Origin of the sequence: Corynebacterium sp. CCM 9204 (genome assembly GCF_041357695.1) — a bacterium.
Classification (GTDB): domain Bacteria; phylum Actinomycetota; class Actinomycetes; order Mycobacteriales; family Mycobacteriaceae; genus Corynebacterium.
On record NZ_JAUERX010000002.1, the window covers coordinates 476,602 to 499,046 of the forward strand.

The 22,445-nt window shown below is 58.8% G+C and carries 13 protein-coding genes; 7 read left to right on the forward strand and 6 right to left on the reverse strand.

Annotation, left to right across the window (positions count from 1 at the left end; all coding sequences use genetic code 11):
* The first annotated feature begins 14 nt into the window (after positions 1 to 14).
* Positions 15 to 2,672, forward strand: coding sequence for a DNA polymerase I (polA, locus tag QWU43_RS06290; RefSeq protein WP_370917419.1), 2,658 nt, complete (start codon positions 15 to 17; stop codon positions 2,670 to 2,672).
* A gap of 16 nt (positions 2,673 to 2,688) precedes the next feature.
* Here polA and QWU43_RS06295 read toward each other — a convergent pair whose 3' ends face one another.
* A complete protein-coding gene (locus QWU43_RS06295) occupies positions 2,689 to 3,543 on the reverse strand; it encodes a class I SAM-dependent methyltransferase (RefSeq protein WP_370914958.1) in 855 nt (284 codons plus the stop codon).
* Between the two features lie 256 nt (positions 3,544 to 3,799).
* Here QWU43_RS06295 and rpsA point away from each other — a divergent pair, with 256 nt between their 5' ends.
* The 3 genes from rpsA to coaE all read left to right on the forward strand — a co-directional run bounded on the left by rpsA (position 3,800) and on the right by coaE (position 8,925).
* Positions 3,800 to 5,266 carry a 30S ribosomal protein S1 gene (rpsA, locus tag QWU43_RS06300; RefSeq protein WP_370914957.1) on the forward strand — a complete coding sequence of 489 codons (1,467 nt, stop codon included), beginning with the start codon at positions 3,800 to 3,802 and terminating at the stop codon, positions 5,264 to 5,266.
* A gap of 802 nt (positions 5,267 to 6,068) precedes the next feature.
* Entirely contained in the window at positions 6,069 to 8,114 is a 2,046-nt protein-coding gene (locus tag QWU43_RS06305) for a glucose PTS transporter subunit IIA (protein ID WP_370914956.1), read from the forward strand.
* Between the two features lie 187 nt (positions 8,115 to 8,301).
* Positions 8,302 to 8,925: a dephospho-CoA kinase gene (gene coaE / locus QWU43_RS06310; RefSeq protein ID WP_370914955.1), complete on the forward strand. Its 624-nt coding sequence runs from the start codon at positions 8,302 to 8,304 to the stop codon at positions 8,923 to 8,925.
* On the opposite strand, the gene QWU43_RS06315 is transcribed toward coaE, so the two are convergent.
* Positions 8,919 to 10,406 (reverse strand): DUF4185 domain-containing protein, encoded by a 1,488-nt coding sequence (locus QWU43_RS06315; protein WP_370917401.1) that lies wholly within the window; start codon positions 10,404 to 10,406, stop codon positions 8,919 to 8,921. The genes coaE and QWU43_RS06315 overlap by 7 nt on opposite strands.
* 111 nt (positions 10,407 to 10,517) lie before the next feature.
* Here QWU43_RS06315 and uvrB point away from each other — a divergent pair, with 111 nt between their 5' ends.
* Together uvrB and QWU43_RS06325 are read left to right on the forward strand one after the other, a co-directional pair.
* On the forward strand, positions 10,518 to 12,623 hold the full coding sequence (uvrB, locus tag QWU43_RS06320) for an excinuclease ABC subunit UvrB (protein WP_370914953.1): 2,106 nt from the start codon (positions 10,518 to 10,520) through the stop codon (positions 12,621 to 12,623).
* Positions 12,624 to 12,780: 157 nt separating this feature from the next.
* Positions 12,781 to 13,221 carry a universal stress protein gene (locus QWU43_RS06325; protein ID WP_370914952.1) on the forward strand — a complete coding sequence of 147 codons (441 nt, stop codon included), beginning with the start codon at positions 12,781 to 12,783 and terminating at the stop codon, positions 13,219 to 13,221.
* Positions 13,222 to 13,241: 20 nt separating this feature from the next.
* Here the strand turns inward: QWU43_RS06325 and QWU43_RS06330 are convergent, their stop codons facing one another.
* The 3 genes from QWU43_RS06330 to QWU43_RS06340 all read right to left on the reverse strand — a co-directional run bounded on the left by QWU43_RS06330 (position 13,242) and on the right by QWU43_RS06340 (position 17,287).
* On the reverse strand, positions 13,242 to 15,527 hold the full coding sequence (locus QWU43_RS06330) for a helicase (protein WP_370917420.1): 2,286 nt from the start codon (positions 15,525 to 15,527) through the stop codon (positions 13,242 to 13,244).
* Between the two features lie 190 nt (positions 15,528 to 15,717).
* Positions 15,718 to 16,536: a DoxX family protein gene (locus QWU43_RS06335; protein ID WP_370914951.1), complete on the reverse strand. Its 819-nt coding sequence runs from the start codon at positions 16,534 to 16,536 to the stop codon at positions 15,718 to 15,720.
* A gap of 148 nt (positions 16,537 to 16,684) precedes the next feature.
* Positions 16,685 to 17,287: an MBL fold metallo-hydrolase gene (locus tag QWU43_RS06340; protein WP_370914950.1), complete on the reverse strand. Its 603-nt coding sequence runs from the start codon at positions 17,285 to 17,287 to the stop codon at positions 16,685 to 16,687.
* Between the two features lie 86 nt (positions 17,288 to 17,373).
* On the opposite strand from QWU43_RS06340, the gene uvrA reads away from it, so the two are divergent.
* Positions 17,374 to 20,226 (forward strand): excinuclease ABC subunit UvrA, encoded by a 2,853-nt coding sequence (gene uvrA, locus QWU43_RS06345; RefSeq protein ID WP_370914949.1) that lies wholly within the window; start codon positions 17,374 to 17,376, stop codon positions 20,224 to 20,226.
* A gap of 22 nt (positions 20,227 to 20,248) precedes the next feature.
* Here the strand turns inward: uvrA and QWU43_RS06350 are convergent, their stop codons facing one another.
* Positions 20,249 to 22,309 (reverse strand): DUF2339 domain-containing protein, encoded by a 2,061-nt coding sequence (locus tag QWU43_RS06350; RefSeq protein ID WP_370917402.1) that lies wholly within the window; start codon positions 22,307 to 22,309, stop codon positions 20,249 to 20,251.
* Positions 22,310 to 22,445 lie beyond the last annotated feature (136 nt).

Here is a 22,445-nt window from a genome sequence, read left to right on the forward strand (position 1 = left end):
ACCGTAAACGATTGATGCTCATCGACGGCCATTCGATGGCTTTCCGTGCGTTCTTCGCGCTGCCCGCGGAGAACTTTTCGACGACGGGTGGGCAGCACACGAACGCCGTCTACGGATTTATCTCGATGCTGGCGAACCTCCTCAAAGATGAAAAACCCACCCATGTGGCCGTGGCTTTCGATGTGGGGCGCCAGACATTCCGGAGCAAGAAGTTCCCCGCCTACAAGGCACAGCGTGATGCGACCCCGGAGGAGTTCAAAGGGCAGGTTGGCCTGATCAAGGAGGTCATGGAGGCTCTCGGTATCGTGACCATAGAGAAGGAGAACTTCGAGGCCGATGACATCATCGCCACCCTTTCGGTCGCTGCGCGGCCGTTGGGCTTCGATACGCTCATCGTCACCGGTGACCGGGATTCCTTCCAGTTGGTGAATGACACCACCACGGTGCTGTATCCGATGCGTGGCGTCTCCAATCTCCACCGCTTCACCCCTGCCGCTGTGGAGGAGAAGTACGGCCTCACCCCTGAGCAGTACCCGGACTTCGCTGCGTTGCGGGGGGATCCGAGCGACAATCTCCCGAACATACCCGGGGTGGGGGAGAAGACCGCAACCAAGTGGATCACGCAGTACGGGAGCCTTGAGGAACTGCTGGCGCACGCCGATGAGATCAAGGGCAAAGCGGGGGAGAACTTCCGCGAACGGCTTGATCAGGTGCGGATGAACCGAGAGCTGACCGAAATGGTCAAGGACATGGACTTGCCCTACGCTCCGGATCAGTTGGAACTCTCGCCCGCGAGTGTGGGACGGGTCGCTGAGAGGTTCGATGAGTTGCAGTTCGGAACAAGCTTGCGCGAACGCATCCTCGGCGCTGTGAAACATGACGGGGTGGACGCGGAGCAGATCGGTTCCGGGCAAGGTCCGGAGCTCACGGTGGAAGCGGAGCCCCTTGATGTGTGGCTCTCTGCCCGGCAGAATCAGGGGCTGGCGGTGGCGGTGGCCGGTACTCCAACTCCCGGGGCGGGTGACATTGATGCAGTCGCTTTTGTTGATGCGGAGCGTAAGGCACTCGTCGTGGAGGTGGCGGATCTGTCTCCGGAGGAGGAGTCGGCGCTGGCGAAATGGGTGTCCTCGAATGCCCCCAAATATCTGCACGGAGCGAAAGCTGCGTGGCACATGTTCGCCGGCCGGAACATGGAGCTTGAGGGAATAGAACACGACACGGCGATCGCGGCGTATCTGTTGCGCCCTGGGCAGCGCACCTACGCATTGGGCGATGTTCTCCAGCGGCATCTACAGCGTCAACTCGACGGATCGCACTCCGCAAATGGGGCCGGTCAGCTCTCTCTTCTGGATGTGCACGAGGATCACACCGGACTACTTGCGGAGGCGGAGGCCGTCGCTGATCTTGCGGCGGTACTGACGGAAGCTCTGGAGGAGATCAATTCCTTCGCGCTGTATCGGGAGCTGGAACTTCCCTTGATATCCGTTCTCGCCCGTATGGAGCACGTTGGTATCGCCGTGGACACCGACAGGTTGGAACGGCAGCGGGATGAGTTCATTGCCAAGGTTGAAGCGGAGGAAGCGGCCGCACGTGAGATCGCCGGTGATGAAACTCTGAACTTGTCCAGTCCGAAGCAGTTGCAGGTCGTGCTGTTTGACACCCTGGATATGCCGAAGACGAAGAAAACCAAGACCGGGTACTCGACAGCCGCGAAGGAGATCGAGGCACTGGCGGTCAAACACCCGCATCCGTTCCTGGATCATCTGCTCGCTCACCGTGAGTACCAGAAGATGAAGACGACCCTCGACGGTCTGATCAAAGCCGTTGCAGCAGATGGTCGAATCCACACGACCTTCAATCAGACCGTCACCTCGACCGGCCGATTGAGTTCGACGGACCCGAATCTGCAGAACATCCCAGTGCGTACCCCCGCGGGCCGGGACATTCGCAAGGCTTTCGTTGTGGGTGACGGGTACTCGACCTTGCTGACTGCGGACTATTCCCAGATCGAGATGCGTGTGATGGCTCATCTCTCTGGGGACGGGGGGCTGATCGAGGCTTATCAGAATGGTGAGGACCTGCACAACTTCGTCGGTTCCCGGGTTTTCGACGTTCCGGTGAATCAAGTCACTCCGGAGCTGCGGCGCCGCGTGAAGGCGATGTCCTATGGTCTCGTCTATGGGCTCAGCGCCTTCGGTCTGTCTCAGCAGTTGAATATTTCCGCAGGTGAAGCGAAGCGGATCATGGGTAACTACTTTGAACGGTTCGGGGGTGTGAAGCACTACCTGGATTCGGTGGTCGATACCGCTCGCAGAGACGGTTACACATCAACTCTCTTCGGGAGGCGCCGCTACCTCCCCGAGTTGTCGTCAACGAACAGAGTCGCTCGTGAGAATGCCGAACGGGCCGCCCTGAATGCTCCGATCCAGGGAACTGCGGCAGATATCATCAAGGTTGCGATGTTGCGTGTCGACGCCGCGCTCCGGGACGAAGCCGTTCGCAGCAGGGTCTTGCTTCAGGTCCACGATGAACTCGTCGTGGAAATCGCGGACGGGGAACTGTCGGTGGTGCGGCAGATTCTTGAGCGGGAGATGGACGGAGCCATCACCCTGGATGTACCCCTCGAGGTCTCGGCCGGTTCCGGTGAAAACTGGGACACCGCAGCACACTGATTTGGCGCGGCGCCCGTCACTGCGCCAGATGCGCGACGAAAATCGCGGTACCGGGGAATATCTTTCCGCGTAGCGGTGACCATTGTCCCCAGGTTTCGGTGAGATCGGAGGGCCATTCCGGTTCGATGAGGTTATCCAGGATAAATCCGGCGCCGATGAGTTCCCTGATCCGGTCTCCGATGGTCCGGTGCTGTTCGGAGTAAGTGACTGTCCTGGTCTCCGGGTCGCGTTCGACGTACCCCGAACGATCAAAGTAACTGCTGTATGCGGTCAGTCCGTCTTCTCCTGGGTCGTCCGGGAAGATCCAGCGCATCGGGTGAGTCACCGCGAAGACGAACCGGCCTCCGGGCACCAGGACCCTGGCTACCTCGCGCATCAGACCGGCGCTGTCAACGACGAAAGGGATGGCCCCGAAGACGCTGAACGCTACATCCATGCAATTGTCACGGTACGGAAAGTGGGTGGCATCGGCTTGGACAAGGGCCACGCCATTGTCATCCCAAGCGCGACTCCTTCCTTGGTTGAGCATGCCTCTGGAAATATCGAAAGCGGTGATGAATCCGACACCATCTGCGGCCAACCATGCGGAACAAGGGGCTGATCCGCACCCGATCTCGAGGACACGGGCGGTGTGGACGTTACCGAGGAGCCGTACGTCTTTCTCATGGAGCATTTCCGGGCACCAGTGAAACTCCCCCGTGGCGGACCTGGTGCCGAGATACGTCGAATGTTCACGGTGGTAAGTGGCAGCATCGTGATCCCACCAGGAACGGTTCGCCGCCGCAGATTCAGCGTCGGTGACCAGTGATTGTGCGAGTGGGTCAAGAGAATGGTTGGGGTGGTTCCTTGGCTCAGGTGTCACTTCGGTCATCGTCCCATGATAAGCGCTTCGGTTGCTGGATCATGAGAAGCCGGTTATTGTTGATCACGTGTGTCTGTACGGGCGACAAGATGCCACTCACAATAGGAGGGCGGTGTCGGGAAAACGTCATTACGGGTCCCAAGGTTTGTCCGGTACCCCGCTTTCCGCGTTTCATGATCTGCGCAGGTAAAGGCGGTGTGTTCCAGGGACGGCACACATTCCCTGTCCACTTTCGATTCCTATCCATTTCGGAGCACTCAAACATATGCCCACCAACAACGCCCCTCAGGTTGCCGTCAACGACATCGGCTCCGCTGAGGACTTCCTCGCTGCAGTCGACGCAACCATCAAGTACTTCAACGACGGTGACATCGTCGAAGGTACCGTCGTCAAGGTCGATCGCGACGAGGTTCTGCTCGACATCGGCTACAAGACGGAAGGTGTCATTCCCTCCCGTGAGCTGTCCATCAAGCATGATGTCGACCCGGGCGAGGTCGTCGCCGTCGGCGACGAAATCGATGCACTTGTCCTCACCAAGGAGGACAAGGAAGGCCGGCTGATCCTGTCTAAGAAGCGCGCCCAGTACGAGCGTGCATGGGGTGCCATCGAGGCCCTCAAGGAGAACGACGAGCCCGTCACCGGTACCGTCATTGAGGTTGTCAAGGGTGGTCTCATCCTGGACATCGGCCTCCGTGGCTTCCTGCCTGCTTCCCTCGTCGAGATGCGTCGTGTCCGTGACCTGGATCCGTACATCGGCCAGGAGATCGAGGCGAAGATCATCGAGCTGGATAAGCACCGCAACAATGTTGTGCTGTCCCGCCGTGCATGGCTCGAACAGACCCAGTCTGAGGTTCGCTCCGAGTTCCTGCATCAGCTTCAGAAAGGCCAGGTCCGCAAGGGCGTCGTGTCCTCGATCGTCAACTTCGGTGCGTTCGTTGATCTCGGCGGCGTTGACGGACTTGTCCACGTTTCCGAACTCTCGTGGAAGCACATCGATCACCCGTCCGAGGTTGTCACCGTCGGCGACGAGGTTACCGTCGAGGTTCTCGACGTCGACCTGGACCGTGAGCGTGTCTCCCTCTCTCTGAAGGCGACCATGGAAGACCCCTGGCGCGTCTTTGCCCGTACCCACGCGGTCGGCCAGATCGTTCCGGGCAAGGTCACCAAGCTCGTTCCCTTCGGTGCGTTCGTTCGCGTGGAAGAGGGAATCGAAGGTCTCGTCCACATCTCCGAGCTTGCTGAGCGCCACGTCGAGGTTCCGGACCAGGTTGTCACAGTCGGTGAAGAGGCCATGGTCAAGGTCATCGACATCGACCTCGAGCGCCGTCGTATCTCCCTGTCGCTGAAACAGGCTGATGAGGACTACACTGAGGAATTCGATCCGTCCAAGTACGGTATGGCCGATTCCTACGATGAGCAGGGCAATTACATCTTCCCTGAGGGCTTCGATCCGGAGACCAACGAGTGGCTTGAAGGCTTCGATGAGCAGCGTCAGGCGTGGGAGGCCCGCTATGCGGAGTCCGAGCGTCGCTTCCAGCTTCACACCGCTCAGATCGAGCGTCACCGCGCCGCTGCCGAAGAGGCTGCCGTGGCCGGCGCCACCAACTACTCCTCCGAGTCCTCCGACGCTGCACCGGCTGCTGCCGCTGCCAGCGACGTGGAGACCACCGGTGGTTCTCTCGCTTCCGATGAGCAGCTCGCCGCACTGCGCGAGAAGCTTGCCGGAAACTAGGTTCCCTTCCAATTTCTGATGACGATGATTGTCTGAAGAATGATGAAAGCAGAGTGGTAGCTCAGCAGATTGAGAGCTACCATCCTGTGTAAAAGGTCCGTTCGTTCCTTTCTGGAGCGGACGGACCTTTTCTGTGCTGTGTATGGGTTCTCTAGGGCCTGAAGAGTTCATGACAATCTTCTCATCGCCGGAAAGATCGCTCACCGGAAATATCGAGGGGTTGTTTGTCGCCAGAGCAGTCTCGTCCGCGTCCCGAGCCATCCGGAGCCCAAAAACGTCCATCTTATGTGTGGTATGGGGCTGGAAAATGAGTGCCCATCGCCGTGATGTTCGATCTGTCTCCTTCTTTCTTACTTAAAATTGTGGGTTCATTCACAGAATGTTGGTGTTTTACGGTTATCATCGGCTAAGATGTGAGTTAACTTACAAATGTCTGTTTTGTTCGACGTGTACGTGTGCGGACCGGGCGAAATATCACTCGAATGGGTGATAAACGGGTCTATTTTCATGCCGTTCGGGCAGTTGGAAGTTGGAGAACCCGCAAGACTAGACATATGATTGTGGGGACTCACCGCAAACTCGGGCATGTATGGCCTCGATCACTGTTGCACCACACGCTTGATTCTGTGCAAACACATCACCGCCTCCCAGGTTTTTCATAGATTAAGTTAAGCATCCGATGGTGTTTGCTTAGCGGGTTGGCCGGTTACATGACCGCGGTAGAGCCGGGCAGGAATACGCCTGCGCCGGATGAGGATTCACCCCGCGTTATAGGCGGTGGTGATGTAAGAAAGGTTCATACATGGCGTCTAAAACAATGACGACATCACAGTTCATTCTGGAGAAGGTGGGTGGCGCCGAGAACGTCGCCAACCTGACCCACTGCGCGACACGGTTGCGCTTCCAGCTTCACGATCAGTCCAAGGCTGATCAGAAGGCGCTGGACTCTAACCCTGATGTGCTCGGCGTTGTTCCCCAGGGAACGACTGGCCTCCAGGTCGTCATGGGCGGCGGAGTAGCTGAGTATTACCAGGGCATTATCAGCCAGCCCGGCATGGGTGAAGGCGCTGCTAAGAAGACGGGCAAGAAAGAATACGACGGTGTCCGTGGCAAGTACTCGTGGGTGGATTACGCCTTCGAGTTCCTGTCCGACACTTTCCGTCCGATCCTCTGGGCCCTGCTTGGAGCCTCGCTGATCATCACGCTCCTGGTGCTCTTCGATACCTTCAACATCCAGGACTTCCGTGCTCCGGACCAGCCCCCGACCTTCGCCTTCATGCATGCCATGTGGCAGTCGGTGTTCTACTTCCTGCCCGTCATGGTTGGCGCCTGCGCCGCCCGTAAGCTCGGTGCGAACGAGTGGGTCGGCGCAGCTATTCCCTGTGCTTTGCTCACCCCGACGTTCATCGCCATGGGTGAAGCAGGAGACAAGGTTTACGTCTTCGGCCTCCCGATGGTGCTCAATGGTTACTCCGGGCAGGTGTTCCCGCCACTGATCGCTGCGATTGCTCTGTTCTGGACAGAAAAGGGCCTGAAGAAGATCATCCCCTCTTCTGTGCACATGGTGTTCGTGCCGTTCTTCTCCTTGCTGTTCCTGATTCCCGCGACCGCCTTCGTTTTCGGCCCGTTCGGCATCTACATCGGTAACGGTATCTCCAGCATGCTTGATGCGGTCAACACCTTCTCACCGCTGATTCTCGCTATCATCATCCCGCTGCTGTACCCGTTCCTGGTTCCGCTGGGTCTGCACTGGCCGCTGAATGCGATCATGATCCAGAACATCGCGACCTTGGGCTACGATTTCATCCAGGGCCCGATGGGTGCCTGGAACTTCGCCTGCTTCGGTACGGTCACCGGCGTCATGGTTGTTGCCATGCGTGAGCGTGATCGTCAGATGCGCCAGGTTTCCCTGGGCGGTATGATGGCTGGTCTTCTCGGTGGTATCTCCGAACCCTCGCTCTACGGTGTCATGCTGCGGTTCAAAAAGAGCTACATGCGTCTGCTGCCAGGTTGTTTCGCCGGTGGTTTCGTGATGGGTCTTGTTCCTCAGATCACTCCGATCGAGCCTGTCACCGCAAACGCTTTCGTCTTCACCTCGTTGCTGACGGTCTTTGCCTTCAACTCGATCGGTCTCTACATCCTCGGTATCGCCGTGGCGTTCTTCACCTCCTTCTTCCTTGTCATCCTGTTCGACTACCGGTCGGAAGAAGAGAAGATCCATGCTCGCGAAGCTGCTGAAGAGTATGAGCGCGCGATGGCTGAACTTGCTGAAGATGAGGCACATGTCGCGTCCACCGGCAGCACCGCAGGTGCATCGTCCGCTGGTGCGGGTTCTGTCGCGGTTGCTGAAGCTCCGGCACCGGCCACCACGGAAAAGACCGCTTTGCGTCCCGGCGCTGTCACCACCATCACCTCTCCACTGGCTGGCCGCGCTGTGCCGCTGAGTGAGGTTCCGGATCCGATGTTCTCCGGTGGTAATGTCGGTAAGGGCCTCGCCATCATCCCGACCGGCACCACGGTTACTGCTCCCGGTGACGGACAGATCCTGGCTCTGTTCCCGCACGCTGTCGGTCTCCGACTGGACAATGGCATCGAACTGCTGGTCCATGTGGGACTCGACACCGTCGAGCTAAACGGAACCGGCTTCACTTCGCACGTCGAGAAGAAGCAGCGCGTCCGTGCAGGCGACCCGTTGCTGAGCTTTGACCCCGAGGTGATCACTGCCGCGGGCAAGCCCCTCATCACCCCGGTTGTTGTTCAGAACCACCGTAAGTTTGCTTCTGTGGAAGGCCACACCGCTGATTCCGTGGATGCAAACGCCACGATCATCACCGTGACTGCCAAGTAGTAATCTCGCCCCGGCGGTTTTCCCGGGGACCTGTAACAACTGCTTGAAAACTGAAAGCTCCTCCTGCCGCATTTCACAGTGCGGCGGGAGGAGTTTTCGCGTATCTGATGACAGAACCGGTTTATTCCCGAACATAACGTGTGACCCCGTATGTCGAGGATGCGTGGGGAACGATACACTTAGGAATATGTTGAGAATCGGATTAACCGGCGGGATTGGCAGCGGCAAGTCGACAGTTGCCGCGGCGCTCGCGGACATTGAGGGAGTAGCCGTGATTGACGCTGATGCTATCGCGCGGGATATTGTTCAACCGGGTCAGCCCGCCCTCATTGAGTTAGTTCGTGAGTTCGGGGAGGATATTCTGGGGGAGGACGGACACCTCGACAGAAAACTTTTGGCTCAGCGCGCCTTCGGGGACGGTGCAGCCACCGAACGGCTTAACGCGATCATGCACCCGCGGATTATCTCGGAAGCTGCACGTCGCCTGGACACGGCGGAAGCCGACGGTGCCGTTGCAGGGGTATACGACATGCCGCTGCTCTTCGAAACCGGGCAGGCTGATCAGTTTGACACAGTGATCGTTGTTGACGTGGATAGCGAAGAAAGAGTGCGGAGACTGACTCGGAACCGGGGAATTGACGCCGCCGACGCACGACGCCGGATGGCTGCACAAATCGGCGACGAAGAACGCCGCAACGGGGCGGACATCATCATCGACAACAACGGCCCCCTCACTGCACTCGAACCTCAAGTGAAGAGTATCGTCGCTCCGTTAATTGATGCGGAGCGGCGACGTTCGTCATCTCACTGATTCCTGTAGTCGACCACTCCGACGACCTCGAGACCGTCATCTTCGGTGGGATCGTAATCTTCATCAGCAGATGGACGTGGATCGGGATGCGAAACCCGTGAGTCGGTGTCAGTCGGAACGCGCCCCAAGAGTTCATCGAGGTTCGTACGCATCAGTAGGACGTTGTAGTTGCTCCAGGTTGTAGCGATGAAGTAGAGATCCCGACCTCCGTCTGCAGGAAGGATGGAAGCGCCGTAGAGATCATTCACGGTTCCGGTATCCACAATCATGTGCTCTTGTTCCCATGGACCCGTCAGACTTTCCGCTGTACGTAGTACCAATCCCCGGTCGGTGGTGAACAAGGTGATGAATTTGGAGAGATGATCATTCCATGTCACAGAGAGCTCGGATACCGGGCGATCGAAAATGGTGACTGCATCCTCGAGGGTGTACGGACCGTCATCTCCATCAGGATTCCTCTTTCTGTCGCCAGGTGAGAACCAACTCGTTCCATCGAAGAATCTGAATGCGGATTCGTCGGGGAACTCAGATACCGGGGCACGTCCGAGGATCGCGGAACCGTCCCTTCCAGATGGTGTACTGAATCTGTAAACGAAACCATCATGTTCGACGAACGACGACATTTGGAGCTTCTCATTACCTTCTCTGTAGGAAGGTAAACCCGTGATTTTGGTCAGGGATGGGCGCTTGTTCGTGCGGAGAGAATCCTTAACGACGGACCAGGTTACACCGTCCCGCGAACGGACCGTCCCGGCGTAGTTGGTCTTCCACCGGCCTGGTTCACTCCATTCACGAATGGACATGTAGTCGACGTAGTGCATTCCATTGATGGTGATCGCCGCAGTCGGAATGGTGGTGTGCTCGTGTCCGGGATCTTTGAGGGAATCGATGAATTCGACAGCCCGCCCCTGGGAAGTCCATCCGTCCCGGGCGAGGGCCTCTTCAATTTCAAGCCCATCGGCGTAGTCGAGATCGGAGGTTCGAACGATGGTGTTGCTGCGCCAGTCGGAGGAAGAATCATCGCAGGCCACGGTGTCGCCAAAGATGAGCATCAGGTGTCCTTCAGCATCTTTCAGCGCGACACCGAGATCTGTCCCGGCGATTCCGAAAGCACGGTCGGTTCGGGCTGGGGATCCAGGCCCGGTGACGAGATGGAGTGCCTCGGTGTGGCCCTTGATGATTGGAAGTTGCCCAGGCCGCCCCTTCAGCCATGGAGGATTTGAGCTGTCTTCGTTGTCTCCGGGCGTGCCGTTCACAGTGCCTTGGACCCGGGGGATGCCGGTGGAACCACGGAAGGTTAGGGATTCGAGCAATCCGACGGGTTTCTCCTGCAGTGGTTCCTGGCGGAGATTGTTCACGCAGGGGCTACCGATTGCCGTGGTGGGAGGTGCTGCGATGATGAGGAACGGCCCCGTCACCGCGAGAGCAGCCAGTGTGGTGACGTGTCTCCGCATGTGTCGACCGGCTGCTGCTTCACTCATGTGCTACACGCTAGCCTGAGATCGTCTCACTCGCTAGTTGGCGACAGAGGTCGAAGCCTCTTCACTGATGCTCGTTCGGGTGAGCCTGTGACCGGGGGTAAACTCATGGTCATGGCTTTTGCTGCTGAACAACCTGTACTCTCCCATTCCGAGCACCGTCCGGTTGGTGATATTGAGCGTTCGGCGGCGACGTTCGAGGTTATTTCCGATTACCAACCGGCTGGAGATCAACCTACTGCGATCATGGCACTCGCGGAGCGGTTGGACAGGGGCGAACGGGACGTGGTGCTCCTGGGAGCAACAGGGACCGGTAAGTCGGCGACGGCAGCCTGGTTGATCGAGAAAGTTCAGCGCCCGACACTCGTTATGGCCCCGAACAAGACACTTGCTGCACAGTTGGCGAATGAGCTCCGGCAGTTGTTGCCGAACAATGCGGTTGAGTACTTCGTGAGTTACTACGACTACTACCAACCCGAGGCGTACATCGCGCAGACTGACACCTACATTGAGAAGGACTCGTCCATCAACGAGGATGTCGAGCGTCTCCGTCACTCTGCGACGTCGGCGCTGTTGTCCCGCCGGGATGTTGTGGTGGTGAGTTCGGTGTCGTGTATCTACGGTCTGGGTACGCCGCAAAGCTATCTGGACAGGTCCGTGGTTCTCAGGGTGGGGGATGAGATTGACCGAGACCGGTTTCTTCGGTTGCTGGTGGACATCCAGTACGCGCGTAATGACGTCGCGTTTACCCGGGGGACTTTCCGGGTGAAGGGTGACACCGTGGACATCATCCCCGCCTATGAGGAGTTGGCGGTCCGTGTCGAGTTCTTTGGTGACGAGATCGATTCGTTGTACTACATCCACCCACTGACGGGCGATGTGGTACGGAATGTGGATGAGCTGCGAATTTTCCCGGCCACCCACTACGTAGCGGGTCCAGAGCGTATGGAGAAGGCGGTTGCCGCCATCAAGTCGGAGTTGGCGGATCGCCTCGCTGATCTGGAGAACCGAGGCAAGCTCCTGGAGGCGCAGCGGCTCCGGATGCGCACCGAATACGATCTGGAAATGATTGAGCAGGTCGGATTCTGCTCCGGTATCGAGAACTACTCCCGACACATAGATGGCCGTGAGGCGGGATCTGCACCGGCGACGCTGATCGACTACTTCCCGGAGGACTTTCTCACCATTATTGATGAGTCCCACGTCACGGTTCCGCAGATTGGCGGCATGTTCGAGGGGGACATGTCCCGGAAACGGAACCTAGTGGACTTCGGGTTCCGTCTTCCGAGTGCTCTGGACAACCGCCCTCTGACCTGGGAGGAGTTCGATTCTAGGAAGGGGCAGTGTGTCTACATGTCCGCGACGCCCGGTACTTACGAGCTGACGGCGTCGGGGGGTGAGTTCGTGGAACAGGTCATTCGGCCCACGGGGCTGGTTGATCCGAAGATCGTTGTCAAACCGACGAAGGGACAGATCGATGATCTGATCGACGAGATCAATCAGCGTACCGCGAAGCAGGAGAGGATCCTGGTGACCACGCTGACCAAACGGATGTCGGAGGATCTCACTGATTATCTTCTGGAGCACGGCATCCGGGTTCGCTACCTGCACAGTGACATCGACACGTTGCAGCGTGTGGAACTGCTTCGGCAGTTGCGCCTCGGCGAATACGATGTTCTCGTCGGGATCAACCTTCTCCGTGAGGGATTGGACCTTCCGGAGGTGTCTCTCGTGTCGATACTTGACGCCGACAAGCAGGGATTCCTACGTTCGACGACATCTCTCATTCAGACTATTGGCCGCGCGGCGAGAAACGTCGCAGGTGAGGTGCACATGTACGCTGACACCATCACAGAATCCATGCAGCGGGCCATCGACGAAACGGAGCGGCGTCGGGAAAAACAGATCGCCTACAACGTGGCTCACGGCGTGGATCCGCAACCCCTGCGGAAGAAGATCGCCGACATTCTCGACCAGGTTTACGAGAATGTCGGCGATAATCGGGATCAGGTGGGCTCCGCTGGTGGTGACGCCGCGCTTGTTGAGAGGCCCGACGTCGCTTCGATGCCGCGACAGGAAGTGCAGGATCTGATCACTGATCTGACGGCACAGATGTCGGTGGCCGCGCGGGAGCTTAAGTTTGAGCTCGCGGGCCGTCTCCGGGATGAGATAGCGGACTTGAAGAAGGAACTTCGTGGAATGAAAGAGGCCGGTATCTGATTGACCTGACCCATTGTGCAGGGGTGATCCACGGGGGCGGTGTTCCTTTTGCCTACAATGGACAGGAAGAATGACAGAAGGTTTGGTTTTCTGTGTGCTGTATTCAGTGCCGGATAATCAGAGCACGATATCCTGATCTCTCACCGGAAGGTTCACTATGAGTGACTACACCAAGATCGTCGTTGGAACGGACGGCTCGAAGTCGTCGATGTTGGCGGTTGAGCGGGCGGCGGCGATGGCTGCCGCATTCGATGCCACTCTGATCGTCGGCTGTGCGTACTACGAGTCCGAGGAACAGGCGCTGAAGACACTGCGCAAGGACTCCGTCACTGTTCTCGGCGATGATCCGGCTCAGCGTAACCTTGATGCGGCAGCCGCGGCAGCCAGGAAGATCGGCTGCGCGAAGGTGGAGACCGCCATCAAACCGGGTACTCCGGTGGAGGCGTTGATGGCGATCGTGAACGAGAACGAGGCTGATCTGCTCGTCGTTGGAAACCGGGGTATCAACTCACTGACGGGTCGTCTACTCGGCTCTGTTCCCGCTGATGTAGCCCGCCAGTCCCAGTGCGACGTTATGATCGTGCACACCGTGAGCTGACGGGATGTATTCTGCGGCGGTCATTCCACTGGGTGGGGAGGCCGCCCGATCACGGTGAGGGACTGCGTAGCACGGGTGTATGTGACGTAGAGATCCTGCCAGCCCTGGGGGGACTGTCCGACTATTGCGGCCGGATCCAGAACGACAACATGGTCGAACTCGAGTCCCTTAACCGCGTTCACCGTGACGCTCCCCGCTACCTGGGCGTCATCTGGGGCAATGAGGACACTCGTCCGTTCAGGAGATCGGTCGTGTAGCGTGCGGATGACCTCTGTCGGATCAGTTTCATCGGGCAGGAACCTGACTCCCCAACCGGTATCCCGGATGGCTGTCGCCGGAGTACGTTCAGGCGCGATCATCGGTAGAAGCTGCGCCGCGACATCCGAGATGTCCCGTGGTGTGCGGTAGTTGACCGTCAACTCGTGCCGGTGAAAGCGACTGTGCACATAGGGGGATAGTGTGTCGGTCCAGGAATCCACACCTGCGGGTGAACCAGTTTGTGCTGTGTCGCCGACGAGAGTCATCCACCGGGAGGGGCATCTGCGCATGACCATACGCCATTCCATGGGGGAGAGTTCCTGGGCTTCGTCGACGATCACATGCCCGTAAGCCCACGTATGGTCCATGCGGGCGCGTTCTGCTGTCGTCCGGGTGTCACGGAAACGTTGCCGTTCCGCTAGTGTTTCTGCGTCGATGACATCGTGCGCGGAAAGCACCTCAGCCTCGAACCCATCATCGAGATCGGAGGAGGCTGATGAACTCAGGATGTCCAGGGCCTCCTGGGCGTCCTCAACTTGTTCACGCCATTTCTGTTCGGCTGCCTCCCGGGCGGCGTCAGGATCGGGCATCCCCAAGCGTTCCGCGAGTTCGTCAAGGAGTGCCGCATCGGATTCCGTCCACGGGGAGCCGGGTTCCCGGTACAGTGCGTCGCGGGTTTCATCGTCGTAGTCGGCGGCTGCTGTGGCGATTGCGATTCGGTCGCTGAGTAGTCGATTCAGCACAGATTCCGGGTCGAGCACCGGCCAGTATGCGTCCACGGTGGCGAGGACAGACGGTTCCTCCATGAGGTCCTCGTGCAACTGCGCTATATCACCGCCACTGAGTAGATTTCGGCCACCAAGCGGGTCAGCTCCGATCTTCTCTGCCAATTGGTCCGTGAGTTGTTCAATGAGATGCTCCCGGAACACCGGTTGCGCGAGATTGTGTGGTCGGCGCGAACGACGTGCCCGTGTGCGGGCCTTCTTCACCATCGTCGGTGTGAGGAGAAGATCGAGTCCCTCCACCTTGATCCTGACGGGGGCATCGGGGAGTGTCTGATGGGCCTTGACCGCTTCCGCGAGAATCGTGACCATCTCCTCTGATCCCTTGATCTCTCGGGTCAACAGGTTATCCGAGGCCTCGGGACTGACACCGGGGTAGAGCTCACCGATGGTGGAGAGGACAACACCGGTTTCACCGAGCTCCGGTAGAACACGGGAAATGTAATCGAGGAACGTCCGGTTCGGTCCGATGATGAGCACACCGGTCGCTGCGAGTTGTTCGCGCCACGTGTAGAGCAACCAGGCCACACGATGCAGTGCCACCGCTGTTTTCCCTGTGCCAGGCCCCCCCTCTACGACCATGACCCCGCGGGTCCGGTCGCGGATGATGACATCCTGCTCACGCTGGATCGTCTCAACGATATCCACCATGTGGCCGGTGCGTGGTGCGGTGAGCACGGGGAGTAGGGCAGATTCGCTTCCGACGCCGCTGCGTAACACCGATTCAGGTGTACCCGGTGTGACGGACAAACGTTCATCATCGATACCGGTCACCGTCCGGCCACTCGTGCGGATGTGTCTGCGGACGGTCACACCTTCCGGTTGCGCGGTTGTCGCGAGATAGAACGGCCTGGCCATCGGGGCGCGCCAGTCGAGCAACAACGTGCGATATCCGTCTTCCCTGGCATCGAGTCCCATCCTTCCGATGTATCGCCGGTCCAGCTCGGGAAACTCCGGTACCGGGTTCTCCGCATCAGGATCCCGAACATCGATTCTTCCGAAGACGAGACCGAGTTGAGCGAGATTCAACCGGTCAAGACGGGCGTTGAGTGCGTGGTACTCCGTCTCTCTCTCGACGAGAGCCTCGGCGTCGGGATTGGCGGCGTCGACACGCTTCATCACTCCACGGAGCCGCTCAGTCGACTGTGCCACCTCCGCATCAAGTCGCGCGAAGAGCATATCGGTGTATGCCTGTTCCGTGGCGATCTCCGGATTCCCGTTGCTGGGGAGTGGAGAAGAAAAACGGGATCGATGCTGCACGGTCAGTACTCCTGGGGAGATTCACGCTCGGGATCCCGTTGTTCGGTCGGGATTGGCGCGAGGAATGGTAAGGGAAACTCTAGTTCTGCTGGAAGCGGGGGTCCATCCCCAGGGGGGGGCAGACGAAGCACATGCGACGCCCCGCCGACCGGTTGGCGGTGGGCGGGGCGTGTCGAAGGGCGGGCAGGGCAGAGGATCAGAGGTCCAGCTTCCGACCCCACTTCTTCTGTGCCTTCTTTGCAGCTTTGTCCGCCTGCTTCTGGTACTTCTCGGCGTTCTTGGAGGCAGTCTTACGGGCTTCATCAGCGCGATTCTGCGCCTGGCTGGCGAGCTTCACAGCCCGTTTCTTGGCGATCTTCGCATTGGACTCGGCAGCCTTCAGCCAGTCGTCCCTGTTGTCCTCGAAGTAGTCCTGGGCGGCGCCGAAGTATTCGGTTGCCTTCTCACCGGCGTCGCCGAGGAATCCCCGGGTGGAGTGAGCAAGAGCGGAAGCTTGCTCGGAGGCGGATTCAGCGAATTTCTCCGTCTCAGACTTTGTGGGCAGTGCCCTCTGCACCTTTTTGTTGGTCACCTTCGCGGCGTGCTTCGTGCGCCAGGCGATACCGGGCTTACCCTGGGTGTCGGCGGTGGTGATGAACAGTCCTCCGAGGAGAGCAATGGAGGTGAGGAAGCCGGAACGACGTGCACTCTTTTCCTGATTGTCCTCCGCATCCCAGAAAGCGTGACGTGCGAGGATCGTCGGGATGGACGTCAACGCGAGGGTGAATGCGGACAGTCGCGGGAACTTTCCGAGTGCCAGCATACTGCCTGCACCCACTTTGGTGGCACCAAGACCTCGGGCGACGAGCTCCGGATCAGTCGGCACGAATGCGGCGTATTGCCGTGGAAGAACGCCACGCAGTCGGGTGATGACAGACTCGGTGCCTTCCACATGGGCCTCGGTATTGGCGAGGGTGTCGACGCCGTCCGCGATGTACACGGAGGCGAGCATCGGTCGGGCGAGCTTGCGGATCATGGGTTACTTGGCTCCTTGGTTGAGTACCGGGTCCGGCACGTGGCAACCCGTTGTCCCGTGAAAAACCGGTAAATAGGGTTACGACGTGCGACTGTCCGGTAATCCTACCGGTTTCCCCGGGATACGTGCACATGAGCGAGCATTAGGGTCACCACCCACGCTCACTCCATTCCTTCAGATGCGGACGTTCAGCACCGACGGTCGTGTCCCGACCGTGTCCGGGATGCACCACCGTCTCATCGGAGTAGACGTCGAAGACTCGGGTGGAAACATCGCAGAGAAGCCTCCGGAAATCACTGTCGCCGTTGGTTTTCCCGACTCCTCCCGGGAACAGGCTGTCCCCGACGAAAAGATGCGTGGTTCCGTCAATGGTGACCTCTATGCAGAGGCCTCCAGGTGTGTGTCCGCGGAGGACGAACACCGGGAAGTTCATTTGCTCCCACTGAAGTTCCGCACCGTGGTCGAGTTCGACGTCAACTCGAGCGGGCAGTGCCGGGGCGTCGAGGGAAGAGGAGTAGTGGATCGCGCCGGTCCGTTCGAGCACCTCCGGAAGTGCTCGAACGTGATCCCAGTGTCGATGCGTGGTGACGACACCTGTGATCGTCGCGCCGTATTCCGCGGCGAAGGAGATCAGTCGGTCGGCGTCATCCGCGGCATCAATGAGTAAAGCGCGATCACCGGCGATGAGGAAGAAGCAGTTGTTGTCCATCTCGGACACGGACAAGGAGCGCAGAGTGACATCATGGGTCATGTGCACAGACTAGCTAATCACCCCAGTCGTTGATATGTTCGATACTGTTTGCCCTCTACACGTTCAACCGGAAGGTACTGAGGCCAGTGGCTGATCGGCTCATCGTGCGCGGAGCGCGCGAGCACAATCTCAAGGGGGTAGACATCGATCTGCCCCGCGACACCCTGGTCGTGTTCACCGGCCTTTCAGGTTCCGGGAAATCCTCCCTGGCATTCGACACGATCTTCGCTGAAGGGCAGCGCCGTTACGTGGAGTCTCTTTCGAGTTATGCCCGTCAGTTCCTCGGACAGATGGACAAGCCTGATGTGGATTTCATCGAGGGATTATCCCCGGCTGTCTCTATTGACCAGAAATCGACGAACCGGAACCCCCGTTCGACGGTCGGGACGATCACGGAAGTCTACGATTATCTCCGATTGCTCTACGCTCGTGCCGGGACCGCACATTGCCCGGAATGTGATGCGGTCATCGAACGGCAGACCCCGCAGCAGATCGTCGACCAGGTCCTTGACATGGAACAGGGACTGAAGTTCCAGGTTCTCGCACCGGTGGTGCGTACGCGGAAAGGGGAGTTCGTCGACCTTTTCGCGGACCTCGCAGCACAGGGATACTCCCGGGTCCGGGTCGACGGAGAGGTTCACCAACTCTCCGATCCACCGAAACTAGAGAAGCAGGTCAAGCACGACATCGAAGTCGTGGTGGACCGGCTCCAGGTGAAACCGACGCAGAAGCAGAGGCTCACCGACTCAGTGGAGACCGCACTTGGGCTCGCTGACGGAGTAGTCATCCTCGACTTCGTCAGCCTGGATGACGATGACGAGAACAGGACACGCCGATTTTCCGAGAAGATGGCGTGTCCCAACGGTCATCCGCTCGGAGTGGATGAACTCGAACCCCGGAGTTTCTCCTTCAATTCCCCCTACGGTGCCTGCCCCGCATGTGATGGACTGGGTACCAAATTGGAAGTCGACATCGATCTCGTCGTTCCCGACGTCGATGTCCCTCTCGTGGAGGCTATTCAGCCGTGGAACACCGGTTTCAACACCAAATACTTCACCAAACTTTTGACCGGGCTCGCGCAGGCGATGGGTTTCAGCGAGAACACCCCGTTCAGTGAGCTCACTGCGGCCCAACGGCGGGCCGTTCTCCACGGTAGTAAACATCAGGTGAGTGTCCGCTACAAGAATCGATACGGTCGTGTCCGTAATTTCACCGCGCCATTCGAGGGGGTGCTGCCGTATCTGCAGCGCAAACTCGATCAGACGGATTCCGACAGTCAGAAGGACCGGATACTCTCCTACATGCGAGAAGTTCCGTGTCCTACCTGTTCAGGAACACGGCTCAAGCCGGAGATCCTGGCAGTTCGTTTAGCCTCGAACCGACACGGGGAGCAGTCCATCGCGGGATTGACGCAGCTTTCGGTCGCGGACGCCGCAGAGTTTCTGGACACCCTGATCTTGGGGCCTCGGGAGCAGATGATCGCTGGTGCTGTTCTCCGGGAGATTCAGGCACGACTGAAATTCCTCCTCGATGTCGGTTTGAACTATCTTTCGCTCAATCGTGCGGCCGGAACCCTCTCCGGTGGGGAAGCTCAGCGAATCCGACTCGCAACCCAGATCGGCTCGGGTCTGGCTGGAGTTCTCTACGTACTCGACGAACCGTCTATCGGGCTGCACCAACGTGACAATCAGCGTCTGATCACCACTCTCGAACATCTCCGGGACATAGGAAACACCCTGATCGTGGTGGAACACGATGAAGACACGATTAATGCCGCCGACTGGCTCGTCGACATCGGACCGAGAGCCGGCGAATACGGCGGCGAGATCGTCTATCAGGGGGATCCCGGAGGAATCCGCGACTGCCCGGAATCTCTTACCGGGCAATACCTGTCGGGTGAACGTTCCCTCGGGGTTCCGGACGAACGCCGACCGATAGACCGGGACCGGATGCTCACCGTCGTTGGTGCCAGGGAGAACAACCTCGCCAACGTCGATGTGAACCTTCCTCTCGGTGTCTTGTGCTGCATCACCGGTGTTTCAGGATCTGGTAAATCCACACTGATCAATCAGATCCTCGCCCGTGTTTTGGCAAACCGGTTGAACAAAGCACGCCAGGTTCCGGGTAAAGCGAGACGTGTCGACGGAATCGAACACCTCGACAAACTGGTTCAGGTCGACCAGTCCCCGATCGGACGTACACCCAGATCCAATCCTGCGACCTACACCGGTGTCTTCGACAAGATTCGTATGCTGTTCGCAGAAACAAACGAGGCCAAGGTTCGTGGGTACAAACCCGGACGTTTCTCATTCAACGTCAAGGGCGGGAGGTGCGAGGCGTGTCGTGGCGACGGAACGCTGAAGATTGAGATGAACTTCCTCCCGGATGTTTATGTCCCATGTGAGGTGTGCGAGGGCGCGCGGTACAACCGTGAGACCCTCGAGGTGAAGTACAAGGGTAAGTCCATTGCAGAGGTTCTGGACATGCCTATCAGTGAAGCCGCGGAGTTTTTCCGTCCCATCACGTCCATCCACCGGTACCTGAATACATTGGTGGAGGTGGGACTCGGCTATGTTCGCCTCGGGCAGTCGGCGACAACCTTGTCCGGAGGTGAGGCACAGCGTGTGAAACTGGCCAGCGAACTTCAGAAGCGATCCAATGGGCGGACGATCTACATCCTCGACGAACCCACAACGGGCCTCCACTTCGAAGACATACGTAAACTCATGCTCGTCATTCAGGGGCTGGTGGACAAGGGAAACAGTGTCCTCATTATCGAGCATAATCTTGATGTGATCAAGGCTGCTGACTGGATTGTCGACATGGGCCCGGAAGGGGGAGCGGGAGGCGGTCGCGTCGTTGCGGAAGGCACTCCGGAAGATGTCGCGCTGGTTGCGGAGTCCCACACCGGGCAGTTCCTCCAACCTTTACTGAACTGAGTGGAAAGGCCGTGGTGCTGCTTCAGGTTGTTGAGTCGACACCTGATGTGTTCTCGATGTCTCCTGCCGCAGACTTTGGGACAATCACCGTCTCATCGCCACCGGAATCCGTAATTCCAGGGGCGGTCCGTTCACGCTGTGTCCGGAATGCGGCGATGGAGAGGAGTGCGATGCCTGATACGAGGAATGCGAAAACCCTCGGAACACCGCTGATGGTTCCAAGGTCGACGAGAATCAATTTTGCGGTGCCGGCGCCCGCCAAAAGCGTGCCCGCACCCAGCGACGCTTGTGCATTCATATTGTGTGCCCCGAGTAGTACGTAAGCGGCGAGTGCGATCCAGAGTATCGAAACTGCTGCATGGCCGAGGAGGAATCCAAGCTCGGCGTTGCCGAAAATGCCCACTAGGAAGGTCGATACTGTAACCACTGCGACCGTCGACAGGTGAAGACCTGCGAGGGCAAGCAGTATCCGAACCTGGACGGAGAGCTCGCCGATCTGCTTCCGCGCCACCGGAATGATGCAGAGGAGGATCGCTATGAGGACCCCCTCAGTCAACGGGAGAATATTTCGGAGAGAATCAACCCCCTGTCCGAACACCATTGTCGCAGGTAGGGCGGTGAAAATTACCGTCATGAGCGCCCAGGCGATCCATGGTGCGTTTCCCGAGTGGAGACGCGCCATGGCCGGAACCGCGAGGATGGCGAAAGCGAGGAAGGCTACCGGAAGGTAGGCCAGGACCGCAGGTTCGGGTTGGTTGTAGTCGAGCTTCGTTCGGTTCTGGAAATCAACGAGAAGTAGGGAGACAGGGGCTGCGGCGGTTCCGACTGTGATCAGCGTGGGAGCCACGAAGTGGGCAGGGGAGCACCGTCCCGTGGGGTGGGGGAGAAGCGAGGACCGGTATCCCGCGGCAGCCATCAAGACGAGCAGCACGAATGGTGCCCAGTAGAGGGCGGAAGGGAGGCGTCCTTCCAAGGCGAAGAAGTTGGAGAACACCAGGAACAGAACCAGGAGTGGTGTCCACGCGGAGGCTAGTTTTTCGGCGGTGGCCGAGGTCGGTACGCGGTCATAGAGGACGGCTGCGGTGAACACCAGGGAAACGATGATCGCGACACCGAAAGACAGATACACGTCTACCGGGCTACGGAGGATATTCAGGGAGCTGAACAGGGCACCACCGATCACGCAGACGGAAGCGGTGATCCGGGCCCTGGGCCAACCCAAACCGAAGGTCACGAGTAACAGTAGAAGTCCCGGGAGTGACGAGGGCCAGGACCATTCGGCGGAAGTGAAAGCCATGTCTGCCTGCCACCAGGACCAGTGAAGCGCGAAAATGCTTGCGCCGATGGTGAGAACGATTCCCGTAAGTTCCATCCGCCACTTGCGCGCGCAGGTGATGGAGAGAAGAAGGAATAGCGCCATGCAGAAGGTCGAACCCACCCATCCGGGCCACCACTCATACCTGAATACGACGAACCAGGTCGTGGTAAGGGCGGTGAGGAGCGCTGTGACCAGGAATGCGGACACAATCGTCTGGGTGTTCTGAGCTCGATCATCGAGCCGATTCCGGGCCACGGCTGCGCCGACTCCGAGGCCGACCGCCAGAAGATAAGCGAGGAGCACTCGGCTGAGTGGCCCGAGAAGTCCGCTCTGTGCGGCGAGGACAACCAATAGTGCCACCCCGCCGAGAGTTATCAGTGTGCCACCTATCGCCAGTAACCGGATGACTGCGTTCTCCGATCGCCACCATGGATCCTGGGTGTCAGCCGGTACCCGGGGAAGTGATGCTGATCTGGGTTCCGGGGACCTAACTGCGGGAATGTGGGGCGAGACAACGGGTGTACTTTCCGATACAGATACGGGACCTGTGGCCGGGGCCCCATCGACGAAAGGATTCTGTTTCTGTAACGGAATCTGTGAAGCATGATTGTCGACACCGGAGCTGATCGGGGCTGTGGAAGCGACGGGAATACCATCCAGGGCGTGTTGCACTTTTGTGCGGGCCTCACGCACCGCTTGTTCGGCGTTTGTGAGGCTCACCAGCGCCTCTACCAGATCTTTACGGTCGTTTTTTTCGGCGGGCATAATTCCAGAGTCTAGACTGCGATATACAGAGTGATTGGACGGTTCGAGAACATTCCGATGTCTGGGGGTGCTATCTGTCATCTGGCGCCAATGGTGAGACGGATCTGTGTGTAGTTCCGGGGTATGACGGGGCTAA